Genomic DNA, 17,539 nt, shown 5'->3' with positions numbered 1-17,539 from the left:
TGAAGTTTTGATTTTGCGCATGAAGATCCTAGGATTACTGACGACTCTATTTCTTACCCTTTCCGTTGGCGGACAGCCCAATTTTGACAAATCATTTGCCGGCGTCAACACCGCTTACGATGAGTTAAGCCCAGTAATAAGCCCCGATGGAAGGACATTGTTTGTAACCATTGCCAACCACCCAGGAAACATTGGCGGTAAGAAAGACCCGGGCGATATCTGGGTGTCTACATTAGGTGTCGATAATCAATGGTCAGCACCAGTGCATGGTGGCACAGCCCTCAATAACGGCGCTTATAACGCTGTCGCGGGCTTTTCTGCTGATGGAACAAACTTGTTTCTCATGAGTCACTATGATCCCTCAGGAAATGTGGCCAGAACCCAAGGCATTTCTGTGTCGCATCCGGCGGGTGCAGGTTGGAGCCGTCCCGAGAATATCAACATTCCATACTATCAAAATAAATCGCTCACACCTTCCGGATTTATTTTGCCCGATCAATCGGTGTTTATCTTTTCTGCTGAGACGTACGGCACACATGGTGTCGATGATTTATACGTAACGCTTAAAGGGGCCGATCAAAAATGGTCAGCACCTATCAATCTTGGAGCGGTAATCAATACTCATTTTCAAGAACTGAGTCCGTCATTATCGAACGATGGCAAAACACTCTACTTCAGCAGCAATGGCCGTAAGGGTAAGGGCAGTTTTGATGTTTATAGTGCGACGCGTCTTGATGATTCATGGACAAAATGGTCTGAGCCGGTGAACGTTGGTAGTCCCGTGAATTCCGAAGGCAGAGATTTATACTACAGAGCCTATCCAGGGAAGAAATTCTCGCTTTATACGAGCACCATCAACAGTGATGGATATGGTGATATTAAATTCTATCAAGACGATCATATTCAGCCAAACGATACGCCTGCGATTGCGCCAGTGGAACCGCCTGTGATTTCGTCCCCTGTGGTGGAGGCAAAGCCATCTGGGGTGCGTGTTTACGGAAAGGTGACAAATGCCAAAACCGGTGAAGTTGTTACGGCGACGTTACAGTTCACAGCGGCGCCAGCGGTCTCTTTAAACACGGCTTCAAGCAAGGACGGATATCGCTTAGTGGTGCCAGCACAAGGTCAGTATTCCGTTAGGATTCAGGCAGCAGGGTATGTGAGTGCGCTACAAAAATTGGATGCAACTGCGGCATCTTCGAACGATTTAGAGTTAAACTTCTCGCTTCAACCAATCGAAGTCGGAACTAGCGTTGATTTAAGTAACGTTCTTTTTGAGCAAAGTAAAACGATGCTGCTCCCGCAATCGTACGACGAACTCGACATGGTAGCAACCTTTTTGAAGGACAACCCGAAAGTTAAGATCGAGTTGCGTGGCCACACCGACAATCGTGGTATTCCGGCTCAGAATGTAAAACTATCACAAGCACGTGTCGATAAAGTGAAGACTTATTTGGTAGGAAAAGGAATCGACCGGAAACGCATCAAAGGAAAAGGGTATGGGGGTGCATCACCCGTTGCCAGTAACGAGACCGTTGAAGGACGTCAGTTAAACCGCCGGGTAGAATTTGTGATTAACGAGCTCTAGTCGCCACGTCGGCACTAAAAGCGAAACTAACATTACATCCGTTTTTGCCGACGTAATGTCCGTAATGTTATCAATCTGTTTCTTTTACGCAGGTTGAGATGCGTATTCTTAACATTTATAAATGCCGATCTTACATGCGTGCCGGGTTATTCCCCCCACGTCCTAGCAAACAATTCGCTGCCGTTTTATCTTTTGTTTGATGAATAATTGATAAGTTTAGTAAGGGTCGATTTGTCCGTTTTTATCAGGGGCAGCGTTGTTTTGATTTTTCGTCTCGGTACGCGGACAGTCAGGGAAAACCGGTTGTATGATGAGATTCTACTTTCAGAAAAAAGTAATCGTTGGATTTATTGCGGCACTTGGGATCATCACCTGGTTAGGTGTTTCTGCCTATCTAAACAGCATAAAATTTAAACGCACCCTGGAGTGGGTTGCCCATACGAACGAGGTCTTGTTTCACGCAGAACGAATTCTCGGGATAATCATTGATATTGAATCCGGCCAGCGCGGTTATATTATTACCGCTGATTCTACATTTTTGGACCCCTACACTTCTGGTGTCGGCGTCATATCAGCGCATCTTGAAAATCTGAAGAAGCTCACATCTGACAATGAGAGTCAGACGAGTCGCATTGAAACCCTGACGGATGCCGTAGATCGAAAGATTACATTTATTAAGAAAGTTCTAGAAGAACGGAATAAAGGGCTTGACGGTGCGGCGAAATTGGTGGCGACCGAAAAGGGAAAGATGCTGATGGATGAAATCCGCGTCTTAATTAATGATCTTCAACAAGAAGAAAAGGTATTACTACAGCAACGCACCTTGGTAAGTGAGAATGATACGTTGAAATTTTATTATGCCTTCATCGCTTTGCTAGTGGCCTCGGGTATCATTATCGTGTTGGTATTTATTTCACTTCACGCCAGTATGCGAAAACGTGCGTTGGCCGATGAATCGCTGCGTGTTGCGCTGGAGCAAGTTCGGGATATGTACGACAATGCGCCTTGCGGTTATCATGCGTTGGATAAAGAAGGTTATTTCAAAGAAATTAACAAAACGGAGTTACAACTGTTGGGCTACACGCATGAAGAGGTAGTAGGAAAAATGAAGTTTCAAGATATTCTTGTGCAAGCTGAACAGCCTCGCTTTGAGGAGAGCTTTCCGCGTGCGCAATTGGCGGGTGGAACGCATGAAATGGAAACGAGCGTGGTACGAAAGGATGGAACGGTTTTTCCAGTGATTTTAAGTGATTCGACCGTGCATGATGCGAATGGTGAATTTATAAAGACACGCTCAGTGATGCTCGATTATACAGAACGGAAGATCGCAGAAGATAAAGTCCGTCAACTGAATCACGAGTTGGAAGCGTTTACGTATTCCGTCTCTCACGACTTAAGAGCACCGTTGCGTTCCATTGACGGATACGCGCGAATTTTGTCGGAAGATTATGGAGAGAAGCTCGATGAAGAAGGGAAACGGGTGCTTGGCATTGTTGTGCGCAATGCGCATAAGATGGGAAAACTGATCGACGACTTGCTTGATTTTTCACGCGTGGGAAGAAAGGAAATCAATCGTTCGTTTTATAGCCCTGACGTATTGATACGTTCGGTTTACGATGAGTTAAAGGAGTCGGAGAAAGATAGAGACGTAGAACTGAAGTTAGGCAAGATGGAGCCCTCGTATTCTGATCCATCACTGATGCGACAAGTTTGGATTAATTTGATTTCAAATGCACTGAAATATTCCAAGAAAAAACGTAAGACACTTGTAGAAATTACTTCCCACATTCAAGGAAAGGAGATCGCGTATTGTATCCGTGACAATGGAACCGGTTTTGATATGCAATATGCTCACAAGTTGTTCTCAGTTTTTCAGCGGTTGCACAACACGCAAGAGTTTGAGGGGACAGGCGTAGGGTTAGCGATTGTGCAGCGCATCGTTGCTCGGCATGGCGGCAGGGTGTGGGCCGAAGGAACGATCGACGAAGGTGCATCTTTCTATTTTACGCTTCCGACAGAACATAACACATTTACATAACCCTTTACGCGCAAGATTTATGGACAGCAACATTGTCGAAATTTTATTAGTAGAAGATAATCCGGATGATGCAGAATTGACTATTCGGGCACTCCGCAAGTACAATCTTGCCAATCACTTGCTTCACCTGCAAGACGGGGAGGAGGCGCTCAACTTCCTTTTTTCATCGAAGAGCGACACAATGCCGAAAATTATTTTACTCGACATCAAAATGCCGAAAGTTGATGGCATTGAAGTGCTCCGTAAAATAAAAAGCGATCCCTATCGCAAAATTATTCCGGTGGTGGTGTTAACCTCGTCGAAAGAGGAACGTGATATCATTGAATCGTACAAACTCGGCGTGAACGCCTACATCGTGAAACCCGTGGAGTTTGACAAGTTCGTTAAGGCGGTTTCTGAGATCGGTTTCTTCTGGTTGATTTTAAATCAGCCGCCGTCATAATTAATCTAACTAACTGTTGGGTATGGAAAGGGAATTGAGAATTTTAATGCTTGAAGATCTGGAGGAGGACATTGGGTTGATTGAACACAGCCTCCGCAAAGAAGGTCTACATTTCACGAGTCGTGCTGCGGATACGCGTGAACAATTCGTACTCGCATTGAATGAGTTTGAGCCGGATGTGATCCTGTCAGACCACGCACTGCCGCAATTCAATTCTGTTGAAGCGCTAAAAATTTGTCGAAAAGGAGGAAGTAACATTCCTTTCATCTTGGTAACAGGTACTGTTTCAGAGGAGTTCGCCGTGAGTTGTCTCAAGCAAGGTGCTGATGATTACGTGTTGAAATCAAATTTGGCGCGACTGTACTCGGCCATCACCAATGCGTTGAAGCAACGGAACATCGAAGTAAAACGCAAGAAAGCGGAGAAGGCACTGCGTCGGCAAAATGAAGAACTTGTTAAAATCAATAACGAGCTCGACAGCTTTGTTTACAGTGTCTCTCATAATTTACGTGCACCACTCATGTCTGTATTAGGGCTGGTCAGGCTCGCGCACGAAGACGATAAGAAGTTCGGAAATAGACTTCATGAGTACTTCGGTATGATGGAGCATAGCATCAACAAGTTGGACGAGACGCTCAAAGAAATTCTCGATTACTCACGAAATGCACGAATGGAAATTGTGGTTGAAAAGGTCGATATGCGAAAGCAAGTCGAGGATGGCATCGAGCGATTGAAGTATCACGAGGGATCGGAGCAAATTCAAAAGATCATTGTTATCCGGGAGAAGTTTCCGCTGTATACCGATGGTCATCGGGTTGCCGTAGTACTGAATAACTTAATTTCGAACTCCATCAAGTATCGCGATCCGCATAAGGAACATCAGTTTATTAAGATTGAAATGCACATTGATCAAACCACGGCGACATTGTACTTCAGCGATAATGGAATTGGAATTTCTGACGAATGGCAAGCTAAAGTTTTTGATATGTTTTTCCGTGCGACGGAGCGGAGTGAAGGGGCAGGACTTGGTTTGTATATCGTAAAAGAGGCGGTCGAAAAACTAGGCGGCAAGATACAAGTGCAATCCAAAGTCGATGAAGGAACAACGTTCATCATAACACTGCCGAATCACCTTCGCGAAATTGAAAGCCAGGAGCAACCGAGACTTATTCAAAGTTAAACTTCGCGAGTGCCTTGTTTACTTCTTGCTTGTAATTCCTTCCAATCGGAACTTGTAGTTTGCCCATCTCAATATCGGTTGCCGTGTAAGCATCAACTTTATTGATATTGATGATGAACGATCGGTGTACGCGAAGAAATTGTTCTTTCGGTAGGCTCTCTTCCAGGTAGCTGATTTTCTGTTGTGTGATGATGTCCTTGTCGATCGTTTTTACTTTTACATAGTCTTTAATGCTCTCGATAAAAACGATATCTGACATGTTAGTCTTTACCATTTTTTTATCGACTTTAAAATAAACGAAGCTGTCGGAAGGTTGCTCCGTCTTCTGAATAATTGTTTGAACCTGAGTAGCCGCCGGTTTGTGCATGGCCTTGGCGACAGCCTTTAAGAAACGCTCGAATGGAATTGGTTTTAACAAGTAGTCAACAACTTCCAATTCATATCCGTCAACAGCGTAATCGCGATACGCGGTTGTAAAAATTACCTGAGGCGGATTTTTTAGCGTCTTCAGGAAATCGATGCCTGTCAACTTAGGCATCTGGATATCCAAAAAAATTAAGTCAACCGCATGTGTTTGAAGAAACGTAAAAGCTGAGACTGCATTCCGAAATGTCCCCGCGATCTCTAACTGATCAATCTTGCTGACATAAGATTCGAGAATCTCTATAGCCAGTGGTTCATCGTCAACAATGATACATTTCATAAGGACATATTTTTACGAGTTTAGCGTAAGCACAATCAAAAAGGTTTCTTCACCGTTTAGAATTTTTAACGTGTGCTTTTCAGGATAGAGTAAGTCAAGGCGCCGTTTTACATTCTGAATACCAATACCTTCTTTTCGCGTCGTGATCCCATTCTCCGGAGATTTACTGTTCTCAACTTTTATGATTAATACATGAGGTTGGCCGTCGATCGATACCTTTACCCACGACTGCTGTAACGTTTCGCTCGCACCATGTTTAAAGCAATTCTCAACAAAAGGTAATAGGATTAAAGGTGCAATCTTTCGATCACTCACCTCGCCTGTAATGCGTAGCTCGATGTCCAACTTATCGCCATAGCGCATCTTTTCAACATCGATATAGTTTTGGATGAATTTGATTTCTTTCGATAGCGACACTTCATCCGATGTGCATTCGTAGAGCATGTAATTGATCAATTCCGAAAGCTTTAATACCATCTCGGGTGCCTTGTCTGATTTTTTCAGCGTCAACGCATAGAGATTGTTTAATGTGTTGAATAAGAAATGCGGATGAATCTGTGTCTTCAGAAACTTGAGCTCGGCTTGTAATTTCTCCTGAGTCAAGACTTGCTGTGCTTGCTGGTTCACATACCAATACTTGAGCAACTTGATTGCAACCGCGACAAATGTAACCGGATACATCATCACCGATAACTTCACAATCTTTGCCCAGTAGAAAAAAGGTGCGTTCATCCACTCCGGATAAAACATCGGATACAGAAAGCCATACGATACATAGCGCTGGAATATGCCCGTCAGAAATGATGCGCCAACGAACCATAGGAAAAACGCGCTATACCTGCCGGGTAGGAGGTAACGTGGAAGAAGAAAGTACAACGTGAAATACGTGAATGCCATCTTCCCAGGAAGAAACATCAATTCTTCGGAAAAGGTGTACACATAATTTTCTTCGAAGCTTCCCCACAACGTAGCGTAGAAGACGACGTGAGCAGCCCAAAATATCGTGTGCTGAAGAATGTGATTACCGAAAAGCCAATGCAGTCTTTGTTTCAAGGTCAACCAAGTTATCGTTGTTGTGCTAAACGCAGCACGTGGCGCAATTAGTTTTGTAAAAATAGGGTAAAGAACAGTATTCGCGCATTTTAATTGTCAATGACAATTTCCTACCCCTCAACGTCATGCCTGGTCAACCCAAATACGCCGGTCGGGTTTGGAGAGCCGAGTGTAATGTGTGCCAGACCATTCGGGCGAAGGTCAAAAATATTCTAGCATACGGGCGTAGACAACGGCAAACCCAACCCAGCGATGAAAACCTTTGTCTTTTTGATGCTGCTGTCTACCGCGACTGTGGTGATGCACGCGCAGCAATCCCGCCCGGTCATGTTGCTAAACAGAACGGACTCGCCATTAAAAATTGATGGTGTAATGGACGAAGATGATTGGCAGAAGGCGTCGCCATCGTCGCCTTTCTTGAACAAGTGGCCGTTGGATTCTGGTTATGCCAAAGCGACGACGGAAGTACGTATGTTGTTCGATAATAGCTTCATCTACGTTGGCGTGGTGAACTACCAGTCGAAACAGAAACTGATCATTCCCACCTTGAAAAGAGATCAAACAAAACCATACTGGAATAGTGACGGATTTGCCGTGGTCATTGAGCCTATCGGTGAAAAGACAAATGGATTTTTCTTCGCGGTCAATGCCGGTGGCGCAGAGATCGAGGGAACTGTGGGGCAGAACGGCGCACTGCCAACCCTCAACGAAAATTGGGATAACAAGTGGTATTCGAATGTTAAAATACACGATGATCGATGGATCGTCGAAATGGCGATTCCTTTTACATCGCTGCGTTTTGATAAGGATAATTTAGCATGGGGTTTGAACTTCATTCGTAATGACATGGAGAACTTTGTGTTTTCAACGTGGTCGCATGTGCCGCTACAATTTGATGGTATGGACTTGGGATATCTTGGCACCATGAAGTTTTCCGACACGCCAACGCCGCGCCGGAGTAAAGTCATTTTGATCCCGTATGCGGCGAGCGCTATTGGTAGGAATCACGAAGATGGCGAGCCTCATAAATCCGATTTTAATGTTGGCTTGGATGCGAAAGTTGCGCTCACGTCGTCGTTGAACTTGGATCTCACATTGCATCCGGATTTCTCGAATGTTGAGGTTGACAAGCAGATGACGAATGTTACACGATATTCGTTACTCTTTCCCGAGCGGCGCGGATTCTTCTTAGAGAATGCAGACCTGTTTACGGGCTTCGGATCGTGGATGGTAAAACCATTCTTCTCAAGAAAGATTGGCTTGGTCGACGGTGATCCTGTTCCCGTCATGGCTGGCGCAAGAATCAGCGGAAATCTAACGCGTGGGCTACGTGTTGGTATCATGGACGTTCAAACCGACGTGACAGACGAAATTTCTGCGGCAAACTATTTCGTCACCGCCATTCAACAGCGCGTGTGCGGAAGATCAAACGTACGCCTACTCGCGACAAATCGTCAAACAACGAGGGTTGTTGAGGGCGACAAAACAGAAGACTACGATCGTACCTTCGGCGGTGAATTTACGTACAACTCATCCAATGGACAGTTCAATGCGACGGCGCGCACTCATGTGTCGTTTTCGTCTCAGCATCTCCAAGAGAATGAATACTACAGTGTGCAGGCAGGGTTTCTGAAAACGAACTGGTACGGCGGTGGAATCGTAGAGAAGGTGGGTAAAAATTACGTGAACAGCCTTGGATTTATTCCACGTTTGGATAACTACGATGCCGTGCGTGATACTACCTTTAGAATTGGGCACTACAACTTCAATCATTGGTTTGGGTTGATGCTCTATCCGAAGAAGAAAGGTGCGATTACAATGATCGAACCGAATACCTGGGGCGTCACGAACTTTCGTACGAACGGTGAATTCCTCGAGCGTTTTACTTCGATCAACACAATATTATACTTTCGAAATACCGCACGATTCGTAGCCGACGTTACGAATACCCATGTTCGGCTTCCGTTCCCTGCGGATGTGCTCGACAATGATCGGCCCATTCCTGTTGATTTCTATCAGTACACACAATATACACTTCGCTACACGACCGATGCGCGAAAAATGTTCAATGCGGAATTCAGCCTGAGTGCCGGTAACTTTTACAATGGCACGCGAACAGAATATGGCATCACCCTCAATATGCGAAAACAACCCTGGGGGAATTTTGGATTGAGCTATTTGCAAAATGATATCAGGCTTCCTTCAGAATATGGAAGCGCCAAGTTTTATTTAATAGGACCGAATGCCGAGGTAAGCATAACCAACAAGATGTGGTGGACTACCTTTGTACAATACAACACGCAAGCTGAAAATTTCAACGTGAACAGTAGGTTTCAGTGGCGATTCAAACCAATGTCAGATCTGTTCATAGTTTACTCAGACAATTATACGTGTAATGATTTTGTCGTGAAGAACAGAGGCCTCGTGGTGAAATTGACGTACTGGATCAGCCGGTAAAATTTTTCGACTTATTGCATGGCTCTCACTGTAGCCCCTTCAGCACAAGGTCGATATTTCTTCGGAAGAAAATTTTTAATGGACTTTGTTGATTGACGTGTGCTGTAACAATTCCGCCGATAAAGATCGAGGTCAGCAGGTTGGTGATATCTCGTGTGGACGTTGTTTTGGTAATTTCTTTTCGAAAGATTCCTTCCAGTACAAACTTCTCAATCATCTGATCGAGCGACATGATTTCAATACCACTAATACTGTCTTGCTCCGGAAAGAGTAGTTTCTTCTCTTCGGGTTTCACAGGAAAAGGTTTTGGTGGTCGGCGCAGGTCTGAGAGGTAGCCAATCAGGCTGAGCATTAAGCCAGGATGTTCATCGCACTCATCGCTTAATTTGTCGAACAAGAAATAGATGCCTTGAAGACCTTCTTTCGGTTTGTTTGTTAAATCAGCACAGCGCCCCAAACACCATACTCTGAAATAGTATAGCAGGATATCTTCTTTAGTGGGGAAATATTTGAAGAGCGTGACCTTAGAAATTTTGACTTTAGCACAGATGTCATCAACATAGAGATCGTCAAACGACTTTTTTCCAATGAGTTTAATGGTATGATCTAATACTTGTACCTTAAGACGTGCTGCCTTTTCTTTTCTCAGGCTCATGATGGGTGGTTGGCTTACGGTGAATACTTTGACGATGCCGGGTTAAAAAACACCTTTCGAAACTTATTCTGAATTAATAATTTTATTCCCAGTTAACCATCGTATAAGAGATGAACCGCTTATTTCTGCTTTTACTTGTCGTTGTTGGAGTTGCCTGTAAATCAGGGTCATCGTCTGGGCGCCTTGTCGGTGAAGTTGCCGACTCTGCCATGGTCGTCTCTGCACATCCCTTGGCTTCCGCTGTAGGCGCGTTAATTCTCAGGCAAGGAGGTAACGCTGTCGATGCTTCTGTTGCCGTTCAATTCGCACTTGCCGTTGTTTATCCGGGTGCTGGTAATATTGGTGGCGGTGGGTTTATGTTGATAAGGTTGAACAATGGAGAAACCGCGGCACTCGACTATCGTGAAAAGGCTCCTGCTTTAGCTTTTGAAAGAATGTATCTCTCTGATAGCAGTGATATAATTGAGGGACTCAGTGAACGCGGTCATCTTTCTGCCGGCGTACCTGGTACCGTTGCTGGACTTGTAGAAGCCCATCGAAAGTTCGGCGTGCTTCCTTGGAAGACACTGGTGCAGCCTGCCATCGATCTTGCGCTTCATGGGTTCCTGTTAACGCAGAAAGAGGCCGATGGTCTTAACGCGATTCAAGAAGACTTGAAGAAGTACAATACCATCCTTCCGGAAAATCTGCTCAAAGAGAAATGGGCGAAGGGTGATTCAATTTATTTCAATGCACTCGGTGCAACGCTAGAAAGAATACGCGATCACGGTGCGGCGGGTTTTTACTCAGGTAAAACTGCGGATGATATCGTTGCAGAGATGCAACGCGGACACGGCATGATTTCTCATCAAGATCTCCTTGATTACAAAGCCATCTGGCGAACACCCATCGCTGGTGACTATAAAAATTATAAAATCATCTCTATGCCACCACCCTCTAGCGGTGGGGTTGCCTTGCTGCAGTTGCTCCGCGCGGTGGAATCTTTTCCGCTGGAGCGCTACGGTCATAACACAACAGCAGCGGCGCATTTGTTGACGGAAGCCGAGCGGAGAGTTTATGCGGATCGTGCAACCTATTTGGGTGATCCCGATTTCTTTAATGTGCCCGTCCAACAACTAACGGATAGGCTATACGTCGAAGAACGGATGAAAAACTTTACGCCTGAGAAAGCAACGCCAAGTGCCTCGGTGAAGGAAGGGGCATTCATGGTTTATGAATCGCCGCAAACAACACATCTCTCTATCGTGGATGCTGCCGGAAATGCAGTGGCAGTAACCACAACACTTAATGATAGCTACGGCTCTCGGACAGTTGTTGCTGGATCAGGATTCTTCCTCAACGATGAGATGGATGACTTCAGCGTGAAGCCCGGCGCTCCGAATATGTATGGTGCGATCGGTGGTATTGCGAATAAGATTGAGCCCGGTAAAAGAATGCTCAGTTCAATGACGCCGACAATTGTCACGAAGGATGGAAAGCTGTACATGGTGGTCGGCACGCCAGGAGGAACAACAATTATCACCAGCGTATTTCAAACGATCTTGAATGTAACCAGCTTCGACATGACGATGCAGGAAGCGGTTAACGCTAAACGTTTTCATAGCCAATGGATGCCCGATAAGATTTTTGCAGAAGGTAACGCCTTGGATGGCAACACAACAAAAGAACTTACGCAGAAAGGTCACGTCATAGAGCTCGTTCCGGAGTTGGGGCGTGTAGATGCGATTTTGGTACTTCCAGATGGCAAGCTAGAGGGCGCGGCAGATCCAAGAGGCGATGATAAAGCGGTCGGTTTTTAGACTGCATAGTAAGCGGCACTGCAATAGATTCCGCTTGATCCGGGCCGTGCACGCGAACTCGATTTGATCCTTTAGAGATTGAAAGAGGCGTGTGGTATTTATTATGCGTCAGTACGTATGTCAATGACATTGAATCGTAATTGACGTTGTTTTATAGCGGTACTAGTTCTGCACTTTTATGCGTTTCGTTCGGGAAGTGTTTCGGTCGAGGTGCGGATCATACCAGCGATGGTGATAGCGTGGTTTAACAACCTTTGTGGTGTACTTTTTTTTCGAACAAGATAAACTGATCGAAAGGAGCGCTATCAGTAGAAAGTATAAAGGAAAATTCTTCATGAACGTATGCTTGCAAAAGTAGTGCAATTTCGTTGCCTCCATGCTAATGTGGTTTAAAAACGAAAGTTTTCATGTAACATTTTGGGTGCATTTTAAGTAAATTAGCGAGTTGAATTACCCGAACCCTCAAGAAAACATGAAAAAAATCTACTGTATTGCATTTTTGGTTTTGACATCACTAGCAGCTAACGCGCAAGATGAAGGTGCTATTGTGAAGAAGGAGAGATTGGCTTTAAGTCAGGGCGTATTTGTCGGACTGGGGCCTTCGATCACGTTTGGTAAAAATATCGGTGATTACGGCATCGGCTTTAATGCAGAAATTGGGTTCATGAAAAGGCTCAATCGTGTATTGTCGATCGGTCCATCTTTGTCTTATCAAACATTCAAGTATGATGCAGAGGAAACTGGGTCTAACAATGCGTTCCTGGGCGACGAAACTCAAAATGACAATGGCGATTATTTTATTCCTGGTATGGTAGTTGATTTCGACGGCGGAACAATTAATATGTACTCGCTTAGCGTGAATTTTAAATTGAATTTTATTCCTGTAACGGATAACTCTAAAGTGTCTGTTTATGGCTTTGCAAAACCTTTCGTGTCCATGGCGAGTCGTACTGATGTAAAAGGAGATGCAAGAATTTTTGCTGTGTACGATGAAATGGGCGACGGTGCGTACGACGAAGAAGATCTCATCTTTGGATACAATAATTACTACATTGACCTTCCATGGGAAGCAGGTGATCCAACGTGGTCGCAACTGGGCATAGACATTAGCGATGATCTTAAGGCAGAGACGAAAGTAACGGGTGGTATTTTCATTGGCCCAGGTGTTGAGTTTATGCCAGCGAAGAAGGTGTCGATCTACGCTCAATTGGCGTTCGGTTATACTTTTCCCGTTTCGTTTATCAGCACAGAAAAATATGAGGGCAATGACTTAAACAAGGTGGATGAGAAATATCCAATCGTGGAAGAAGGTTTCCCATCATTAAATGTACAAGCTGGTGTTTCGTTTAATTTTTAAACATTAACGCATTGCATATGTGTAGAAAGATTGTTTCAAGTTTTCTGTTATGTTTCATCGCCATCGCTTCGTCGGCTCAGTTTAAGCTGTATGAAAAAGGCCACGATAGCTACGCTGCTGGAAAATACGATGAAGCAATCTCTCTGTTTTCTGAATACCTCACCAAAGTAACGCGCGATAAAAACATGGACGTCGAAGTCTATTATCTTCGCGCGTTATCATATTACAAGAAGAACGAATATCAAAAAGCGATCGGCGATTTTGAAGAGACGCTCTTGCAGAATCATAAGAACCGTGGTAACATCCATTGGTTCAAAGCAAAGTGCCATGAAAAGCTCGGTCAAAAAGCTGACGCTGTTGATGGGTATACAAGTGCGCTAAGAGAATTAGACAGTTTGCCTGATTCCAAAACAAAACTTCTACTCGATCGTGGCCGACTTCACAAGAATAGCGGAGACCTGGCGCTCGCGGTAGAAGATTTTAATCAAGCATTGTCCATTACACCGAATCAGGCCGATGTAAAAAAAGAATTGAATAGCATCGATCAATCCAAAATTGCTTCTCGTGCTACACCGACTCAGCAAGCCGCCACTGCTAAAAATGACAAACCTGCGTCAACGCCGGCAGTCGTAAAAAAAGAAGAGCAGAAACCGACGGAAAAGAATAATTCTGCGACCAAGCCAAATGAAACAACACTCGCTAAAAATGATGCGGCCAAGAACGAGGCTGCAAAAAATGAAGCTGCAAAAACCGATAAAGCAAATAGCGGCGCGCAACCTGGGATCGGACAGAAAGTGAAGAATGTGGCTGGTAAAGTCGGGGATAAGGTAAGTGATACATTTCGCGGCGATGGAAAGACTGATCAAAAACCTACAACCTCTCAACCAACCAACACGCCTACAAGCAACACAAACACTGCCGCGAACACACCCGCAAATGCCGGAGATAGTGGCGCTCCTTTAACATTAGCAGAACAGTATAAAGATGAAAAGCGTTATGCGTTGATCATCGGAAACTCGTCATACTCTAAAAGTATTGGCGTGTTGAGAAATCCTGTGAATGATGCGACAGACCTCGCCAAGGAATTACAAGCTTCTAATTTTGAAGTTCAACTTCTGACCAATGCAACGTATGGACAAATGCGTGCAGCTATGCTGAAGTTCAAAGACAAAATCGATGCAGGCGAAAAAGACAAAACGGTATCACTCTTCTATTTTGCGGGCCATGGCTTGCAATATGAAGATGAGAACTATCTCGTTCCTGTCGACGCGATGATTGAATATCAAGATGATATCAGTCGTTATTGCTTCGGGGTTCAGAAGATGGTGCTTGCCAATATGGAGCGATCGAATTCGCGCATGAACATTGTGATCCTTGATGCTTGTAGAAATAATCCTTTCCCGGCGGTAACACGGTCGATGGGCAATCAAGGGCTAGGGGAGATGAAGCGAGCGCGTGGATCATTTATCGCCTACGCTACGGCACCGGGCTCAGTAGCCTCTGATGGAACGGGAAGAAATGGTTTGTATACACAAGAACTTTTGAAGGCTATGCGTAAGCCAGGACTAACAATAGAACAAGTGTTCAAGAACGTGCGCGCCAATGTTTTGAAACTCTCTGACGACAAGCAGAATACCTGGGATAGTTCGAATATCACCGGTGAGTTCTACTTTAAGTTTTAAAAATCACAATATTGATGAAGAAGGAAGCCCGTTATCGACGGGCTTCTTTTTTGCGTACAACTGCGTTTCTACAGCTCATTTTAACCCTTTTTTTCTTTAGGGAGGTTTAGCAGGTCTTTGGTCCGAAGACAAAAACGTTAGCTCGGGAGTAACAGTAAATTTGGAGAATAAGAGAGACAGTAGTACACTTGCGCATTATTTAGAAAGATTCTAAACTTATGCGCTTTATACCCCTAATTTTAGCCATATTTCTTGGCCACAATATAATTGCTCAAAACACCGGCTCAGTGAAGGGCGTGGTCAGATCCAATGATAATGAACCTGCACCGTATGTAACGATAATCTTGCAAGGGAGTACGCTGGCTACTTCAACCAACGATAAGGGCGAATTTCAATTCAACAAAGTAGCACCTGGCAATTACTTGCTTGAGGTTTCATTTGTTGGATTTGAATCTCAGCAACAAGCCATCACAATCGTGGCAGGCCAATCGTTGCAAGCAGATTTTGTTTTGCAAGAGACTTCCTCGCAACTTGATGAAATCGTTATTACTGGGAGTCGAAGCTATACCGAGACAAATTCCGGAATGGCTACTCGAATGAACATTCCCTTAAAAGACATCCCACAATCTGTTCAGATTGTGAATCGTGAATTGATTAAGGATCGCCAAATACAATCGGTCGCCGAGGGGGTAAAAGTTATGGCAGGTATCAATGCCTATTCGTCATCCCAGTATAGTGACTATACCATGCGTGGTTTTCGTTCGAGTCCAGGAAATTTTGCCTATAATGGAATACGAGGGGATTTGTATCAGTTCGATCAGGCTACGCTCACCTACAACATTGAGAGGATAGAAGCCATTAAAGGGCCAGCGTCTGTACTTTTTAGTGCCGGCAACCCAGGTGGTGTGATTAATCACGTTACCAAAAAGGCACAAGAGAAAAGTCGGTACGAAGTTGAGTTCACTTACGGTAGTTTTGATCAATATCGAGCGATGGTCGATGCCACGGGTAAGATTACGTCAAATGGAAAATTATTGTATCGTGCGGTCATCGGTTATGAAAACACAGGGCAACTCGATCCGAACCTTGACATCGAAAATTTATTTATTGCGCCGCAGCTACAGTATAATTTTTCCTCGAATACGTCGGTTAATTATGAGTTGAACTACAGCAAAGACGATCGCACAATGGGTTATCAGAGAGGCGTCCCTGCTTTTCAAACATCTGACAACACGTGGGATCTCGATGTGTTACCCAACGACTTCTCTATGATCGATCCAAACGGTTTTAGTAAAACGACAGCCTTGTCTCATCAAGTGAGTTTAAATCATCAGTTCAATTCAAAGCTGAAGATTTCAACATTGTTTAGAGCTGTCAATAGTTCACAAGATCAGTTTGATGTAACACCGGGCGGATTTGGCACAGGAGTAGTTGACGATTCCTTAGATTTTTCTCATGGCTTTTTCAAGCAAGATCCAATCTATCAATATCAATCTAGCACTTACTTAACGTACACAACCAATATTGGAAAAACAAAGCATGCGATTGTTGTTGGGTTAGATTACAGCAAGAGTGGTAGGACTTACGAATATGGAGGACTATCGTCAAAACGATTGCCGATTAATAATATTGACTTTTCATGGGCTTCGTATAACAGATCTGACGCCGCACTTGCCAATGCAGAATTCCAAACAGGAAAAACAGAAGACACGCAATACTTAGCCGGCTACTTCCAGGATCAAATTACCTTTACTGAGAAATGGAAAGCACTGATAGGTTTGAGGGTTGAAAAACATAAGTATGATACGTATATGTTTGATCTCATTACACAGGAGAAAGCATCTTACGATACCCTTGATGCAACAGCATTTACGCCGCGGGCTGGTCTTGTTTTTCAACCTAATACTAATTTGTCAATCTACGCTAGCTATAGCCAAGGATTCATTCCTCAATACGGGTCTAATCGCGGACAAGGTGGACCATTTCCACCTGAGAAAAGTAGACAGTATGAACTCGGCGTCAAGAACGAGTTTTTCAAAGGAAGATTATTTGCATCATTAGCTGGCTATTACATTCAAAAATATGATGTGTTAGCGCCAGATCCTTCTGATCCGGACGGGCTGAAATTGATTCAAATGGATGATGTAAACAGTAAAGGCATTGAGGCGTCGTTACAGGGAGAGTTATCATCCAATCTAAGCATCATTCTGAACTACGCATTGAATAAAACGTACACCCCAGGTGACGTGGGCTTCGACTATATAGGTAAAGGTGAATTTCCAAATGCGCCTCGGCATAATGCAAACTTCTGGGCGAAGTATAGGCTATCAAAATGGATCGATGGGTTAAGCATAGGTGCTGGCGTAAATCACATCAGTGAGCGCCACACATTTATAACAGATTTTAAAGTGCCAGCATATACAACAATTGATGCAATGGTAGCTTATAAATACAAGGGTGCTTCAATCAATCTCAATATCTACAATCTTGCAAATGTAGATTATTACTACGGGGTTTACGGTCCGGCAAACTTGTGGCGAGGTAATCCTAGGTCGTTCCGTGTTGCAGTCGGTTACGTTTTTTAA

Annotated in this window: 12 protein-coding genes; 9 read left to right on the top strand and 3 right to left on the bottom strand. The window is 44.2% G+C overall.

Going from position 1 to position 17,539, the window contains the following annotated elements; genetic code table 11:
• The first annotated feature begins 19 nt into the window (after positions 1-19).
• From DQQ10_RS09720 to DQQ10_RS09705, 4 genes are all read left to right on the top strand, one after another.
• Positions 20-1,588 carry an OmpA family protein gene (locus tag DQQ10_RS09720; RefSeq protein WP_112746673.1) on the top strand — a complete coding sequence of 523 codons (1,569 nt, stop codon included), beginning with the start codon at positions 20-22 and terminating at the stop codon, positions 1,586-1,588.
• A gap of 307 nt (positions 1,589-1,895) precedes the next feature.
• A complete protein-coding gene (locus tag DQQ10_RS09715; protein WP_112746672.1) occupies positions 1,896-3,626 on the top strand; it encodes a sensor histidine kinase in 1,731 nt (576 codons plus the stop codon).
• 19 nt (positions 3,627-3,645) lie between these two features.
• Complete coding sequence (locus DQQ10_RS09710; protein ID WP_112746671.1) at positions 3,646-4,068, top strand: response regulator; 423 nt, start codon at positions 3,646-3,648, stop codon at positions 4,066-4,068.
• 22 nt (positions 4,069-4,090) lie between these two features.
• Positions 4,091-5,248: a sensor histidine kinase gene (locus DQQ10_RS09705; protein ID WP_112746670.1), complete on the top strand. Its 1,158-nt coding sequence runs from the start codon at positions 4,091-4,093 to the stop codon at positions 5,246-5,248.
• On the opposite strand, the gene DQQ10_RS09700 is transcribed toward DQQ10_RS09705, so the two are convergent.
• The gene (locus DQQ10_RS09700) at positions 5,235-5,951 is read right to left on the bottom strand and encodes a LytR/AlgR family response regulator transcription factor (protein ID WP_112746669.1); all 717 of its coding nucleotides are present in this window, start codon (positions 5,949-5,951) and stop codon (positions 5,235-5,237) included. The genes DQQ10_RS09705 and DQQ10_RS09700 overlap by 14 nt on opposite strands.
• Before the next feature lie 12 nt (positions 5,952-5,963).
• Positions 5,964-7,004, bottom strand: a complete 1,041-nt coding sequence (locus DQQ10_RS09695) for a sensor histidine kinase (RefSeq protein ID WP_133259600.1) — start codon at positions 7,002-7,004, stop codon at positions 5,964-5,966.
• A 252-nt stretch (positions 7,005-7,256) separates the two neighbouring features.
• Between DQQ10_RS09695 and DQQ10_RS09690 the strand changes: the two genes are divergently transcribed.
• Positions 7,257-9,461: a DUF5916 domain-containing protein gene (locus DQQ10_RS09690; protein ID WP_112746667.1), complete on the top strand. Its 2,205-nt coding sequence runs from the start codon at positions 7,257-7,259 to the stop codon at positions 9,459-9,461.
• Between the two features lie 25 nt (positions 9,462-9,486).
• On the opposite strand, the gene DQQ10_RS09685 is transcribed toward DQQ10_RS09690, so the two are convergent.
• Complete coding sequence (locus DQQ10_RS09685) at positions 9,487-10,116, bottom strand: TetR/AcrR family transcriptional regulator (protein ID WP_112746666.1); 630 nt, start codon at positions 10,114-10,116, stop codon at positions 9,487-9,489.
• Positions 10,117-10,226: 110 nt separating this feature from the next.
• On the opposite strand from DQQ10_RS09685, the gene ggt reads away from it, so the two are divergent.
• The 4 genes from ggt (at position 10,227) to DQQ10_RS09660 (ending at position 17,539) form a co-directional block, all read left to right on the top strand.
• Positions 10,227-11,915 carry a gamma-glutamyltransferase gene (gene ggt, locus DQQ10_RS09680; protein ID WP_112746665.1) on the top strand — a complete coding sequence of 563 codons (1,689 nt, stop codon included), beginning with the start codon at positions 10,227-10,229 and terminating at the stop codon, positions 11,913-11,915.
• Between the two features lie 472 nt (positions 11,916-12,387).
• Positions 12,388-13,272 (top strand): hypothetical protein, encoded by an 885-nt coding sequence (locus tag DQQ10_RS09670; RefSeq protein WP_112746663.1) that lies wholly within the window; start codon positions 12,388-12,390, stop codon positions 13,270-13,272.
• Positions 13,273-13,289: 17 nt separating this feature from the next.
• Complete coding sequence (locus DQQ10_RS09665) at positions 13,290-14,954, top strand: caspase family protein (RefSeq protein WP_112746662.1); 1,665 nt, start codon at positions 13,290-13,292, stop codon at positions 14,952-14,954.
• Between the two features lie 218 nt (positions 14,955-15,172).
• On the top strand, positions 15,173-17,539 hold the full coding sequence (locus tag DQQ10_RS09660) for a TonB-dependent siderophore receptor (protein ID WP_112746661.1): 2,367 nt from the start codon (positions 15,173-15,175) through the stop codon (positions 17,537-17,539).

It is taken from the genome of Pseudochryseolinea flava (assembly GCF_003286915.1).
Lineage (GTDB): Bacteria > Bacteroidota > Bacteroidia > Cytophagales > Cyclobacteriaceae > Ohtaekwangia > Ohtaekwangia flava.
Note: the sequence above shows the minus strand (reverse complement) of the source record. Positions and strands in the feature narration are given on the sequence as shown.

Excerpts from the sequence above, each read along its gene's own strand:
- DQQ10_RS09720 (WP_112746673.1), top strand. The coding sequence starts at position 20 with ATGAAGATCCTAGGATTACTGACGACTCTATTTCTTACCCTTTCCGTT.
- DQQ10_RS09715 (WP_112746672.1), top strand. The coding sequence starts at position 1,896 with ATGATGAGATTCTACTTTCAGAAAAAAGTAATCGTTGGATTTATTGCG.
- DQQ10_RS09710 (WP_112746671.1), top strand. The coding sequence starts at position 3,646 with ATGGACAGCAACATTGTCGAAATTTTATTAGTAGAAGATAATCCGGAT.
- DQQ10_RS09705 (WP_112746670.1), top strand. The coding sequence starts at position 4,091 with ATGGAAAGGGAATTGAGAATTTTAATGCTTGAAGATCTGGAGGAGGAC.
- DQQ10_RS09700 (WP_112746669.1), bottom strand. The coding sequence starts at position 5,951 with ATGAAATGTATCATTGTTGACGATGAACCACTGGCTATAGAGATTCTC.
- DQQ10_RS09690 (WP_112746667.1), top strand. The coding sequence starts at position 7,257 with ATGAAAACCTTTGTCTTTTTGATGCTGCTGTCTACCGCGACTGTGGTG.
- DQQ10_RS09685 (WP_112746666.1), bottom strand. The coding sequence starts at position 10,116 with ATGAGCCTGAGAAAAGAAAAGGCAGCACGTCTTAAGGTACAAGTATTA.
- ggt (WP_112746665.1), top strand. The coding sequence starts at position 10,227 with ATGAACCGCTTATTTCTGCTTTTACTTGTCGTTGTTGGAGTTGCCTGT.
- DQQ10_RS09670 (WP_112746663.1), top strand. The coding sequence starts at position 12,388 with ATGAAAAAAATCTACTGTATTGCATTTTTGGTTTTGACATCACTAGCA.
- DQQ10_RS09665 (WP_112746662.1), top strand. The coding sequence starts at position 13,290 with ATGTGTAGAAAGATTGTTTCAAGTTTTCTGTTATGTTTCATCGCCATC.
- DQQ10_RS09660 (WP_112746661.1), top strand. The coding sequence starts at position 15,173 with ATGCGCTTTATACCCCTAATTTTAGCCATATTTCTTGGCCACAATATA.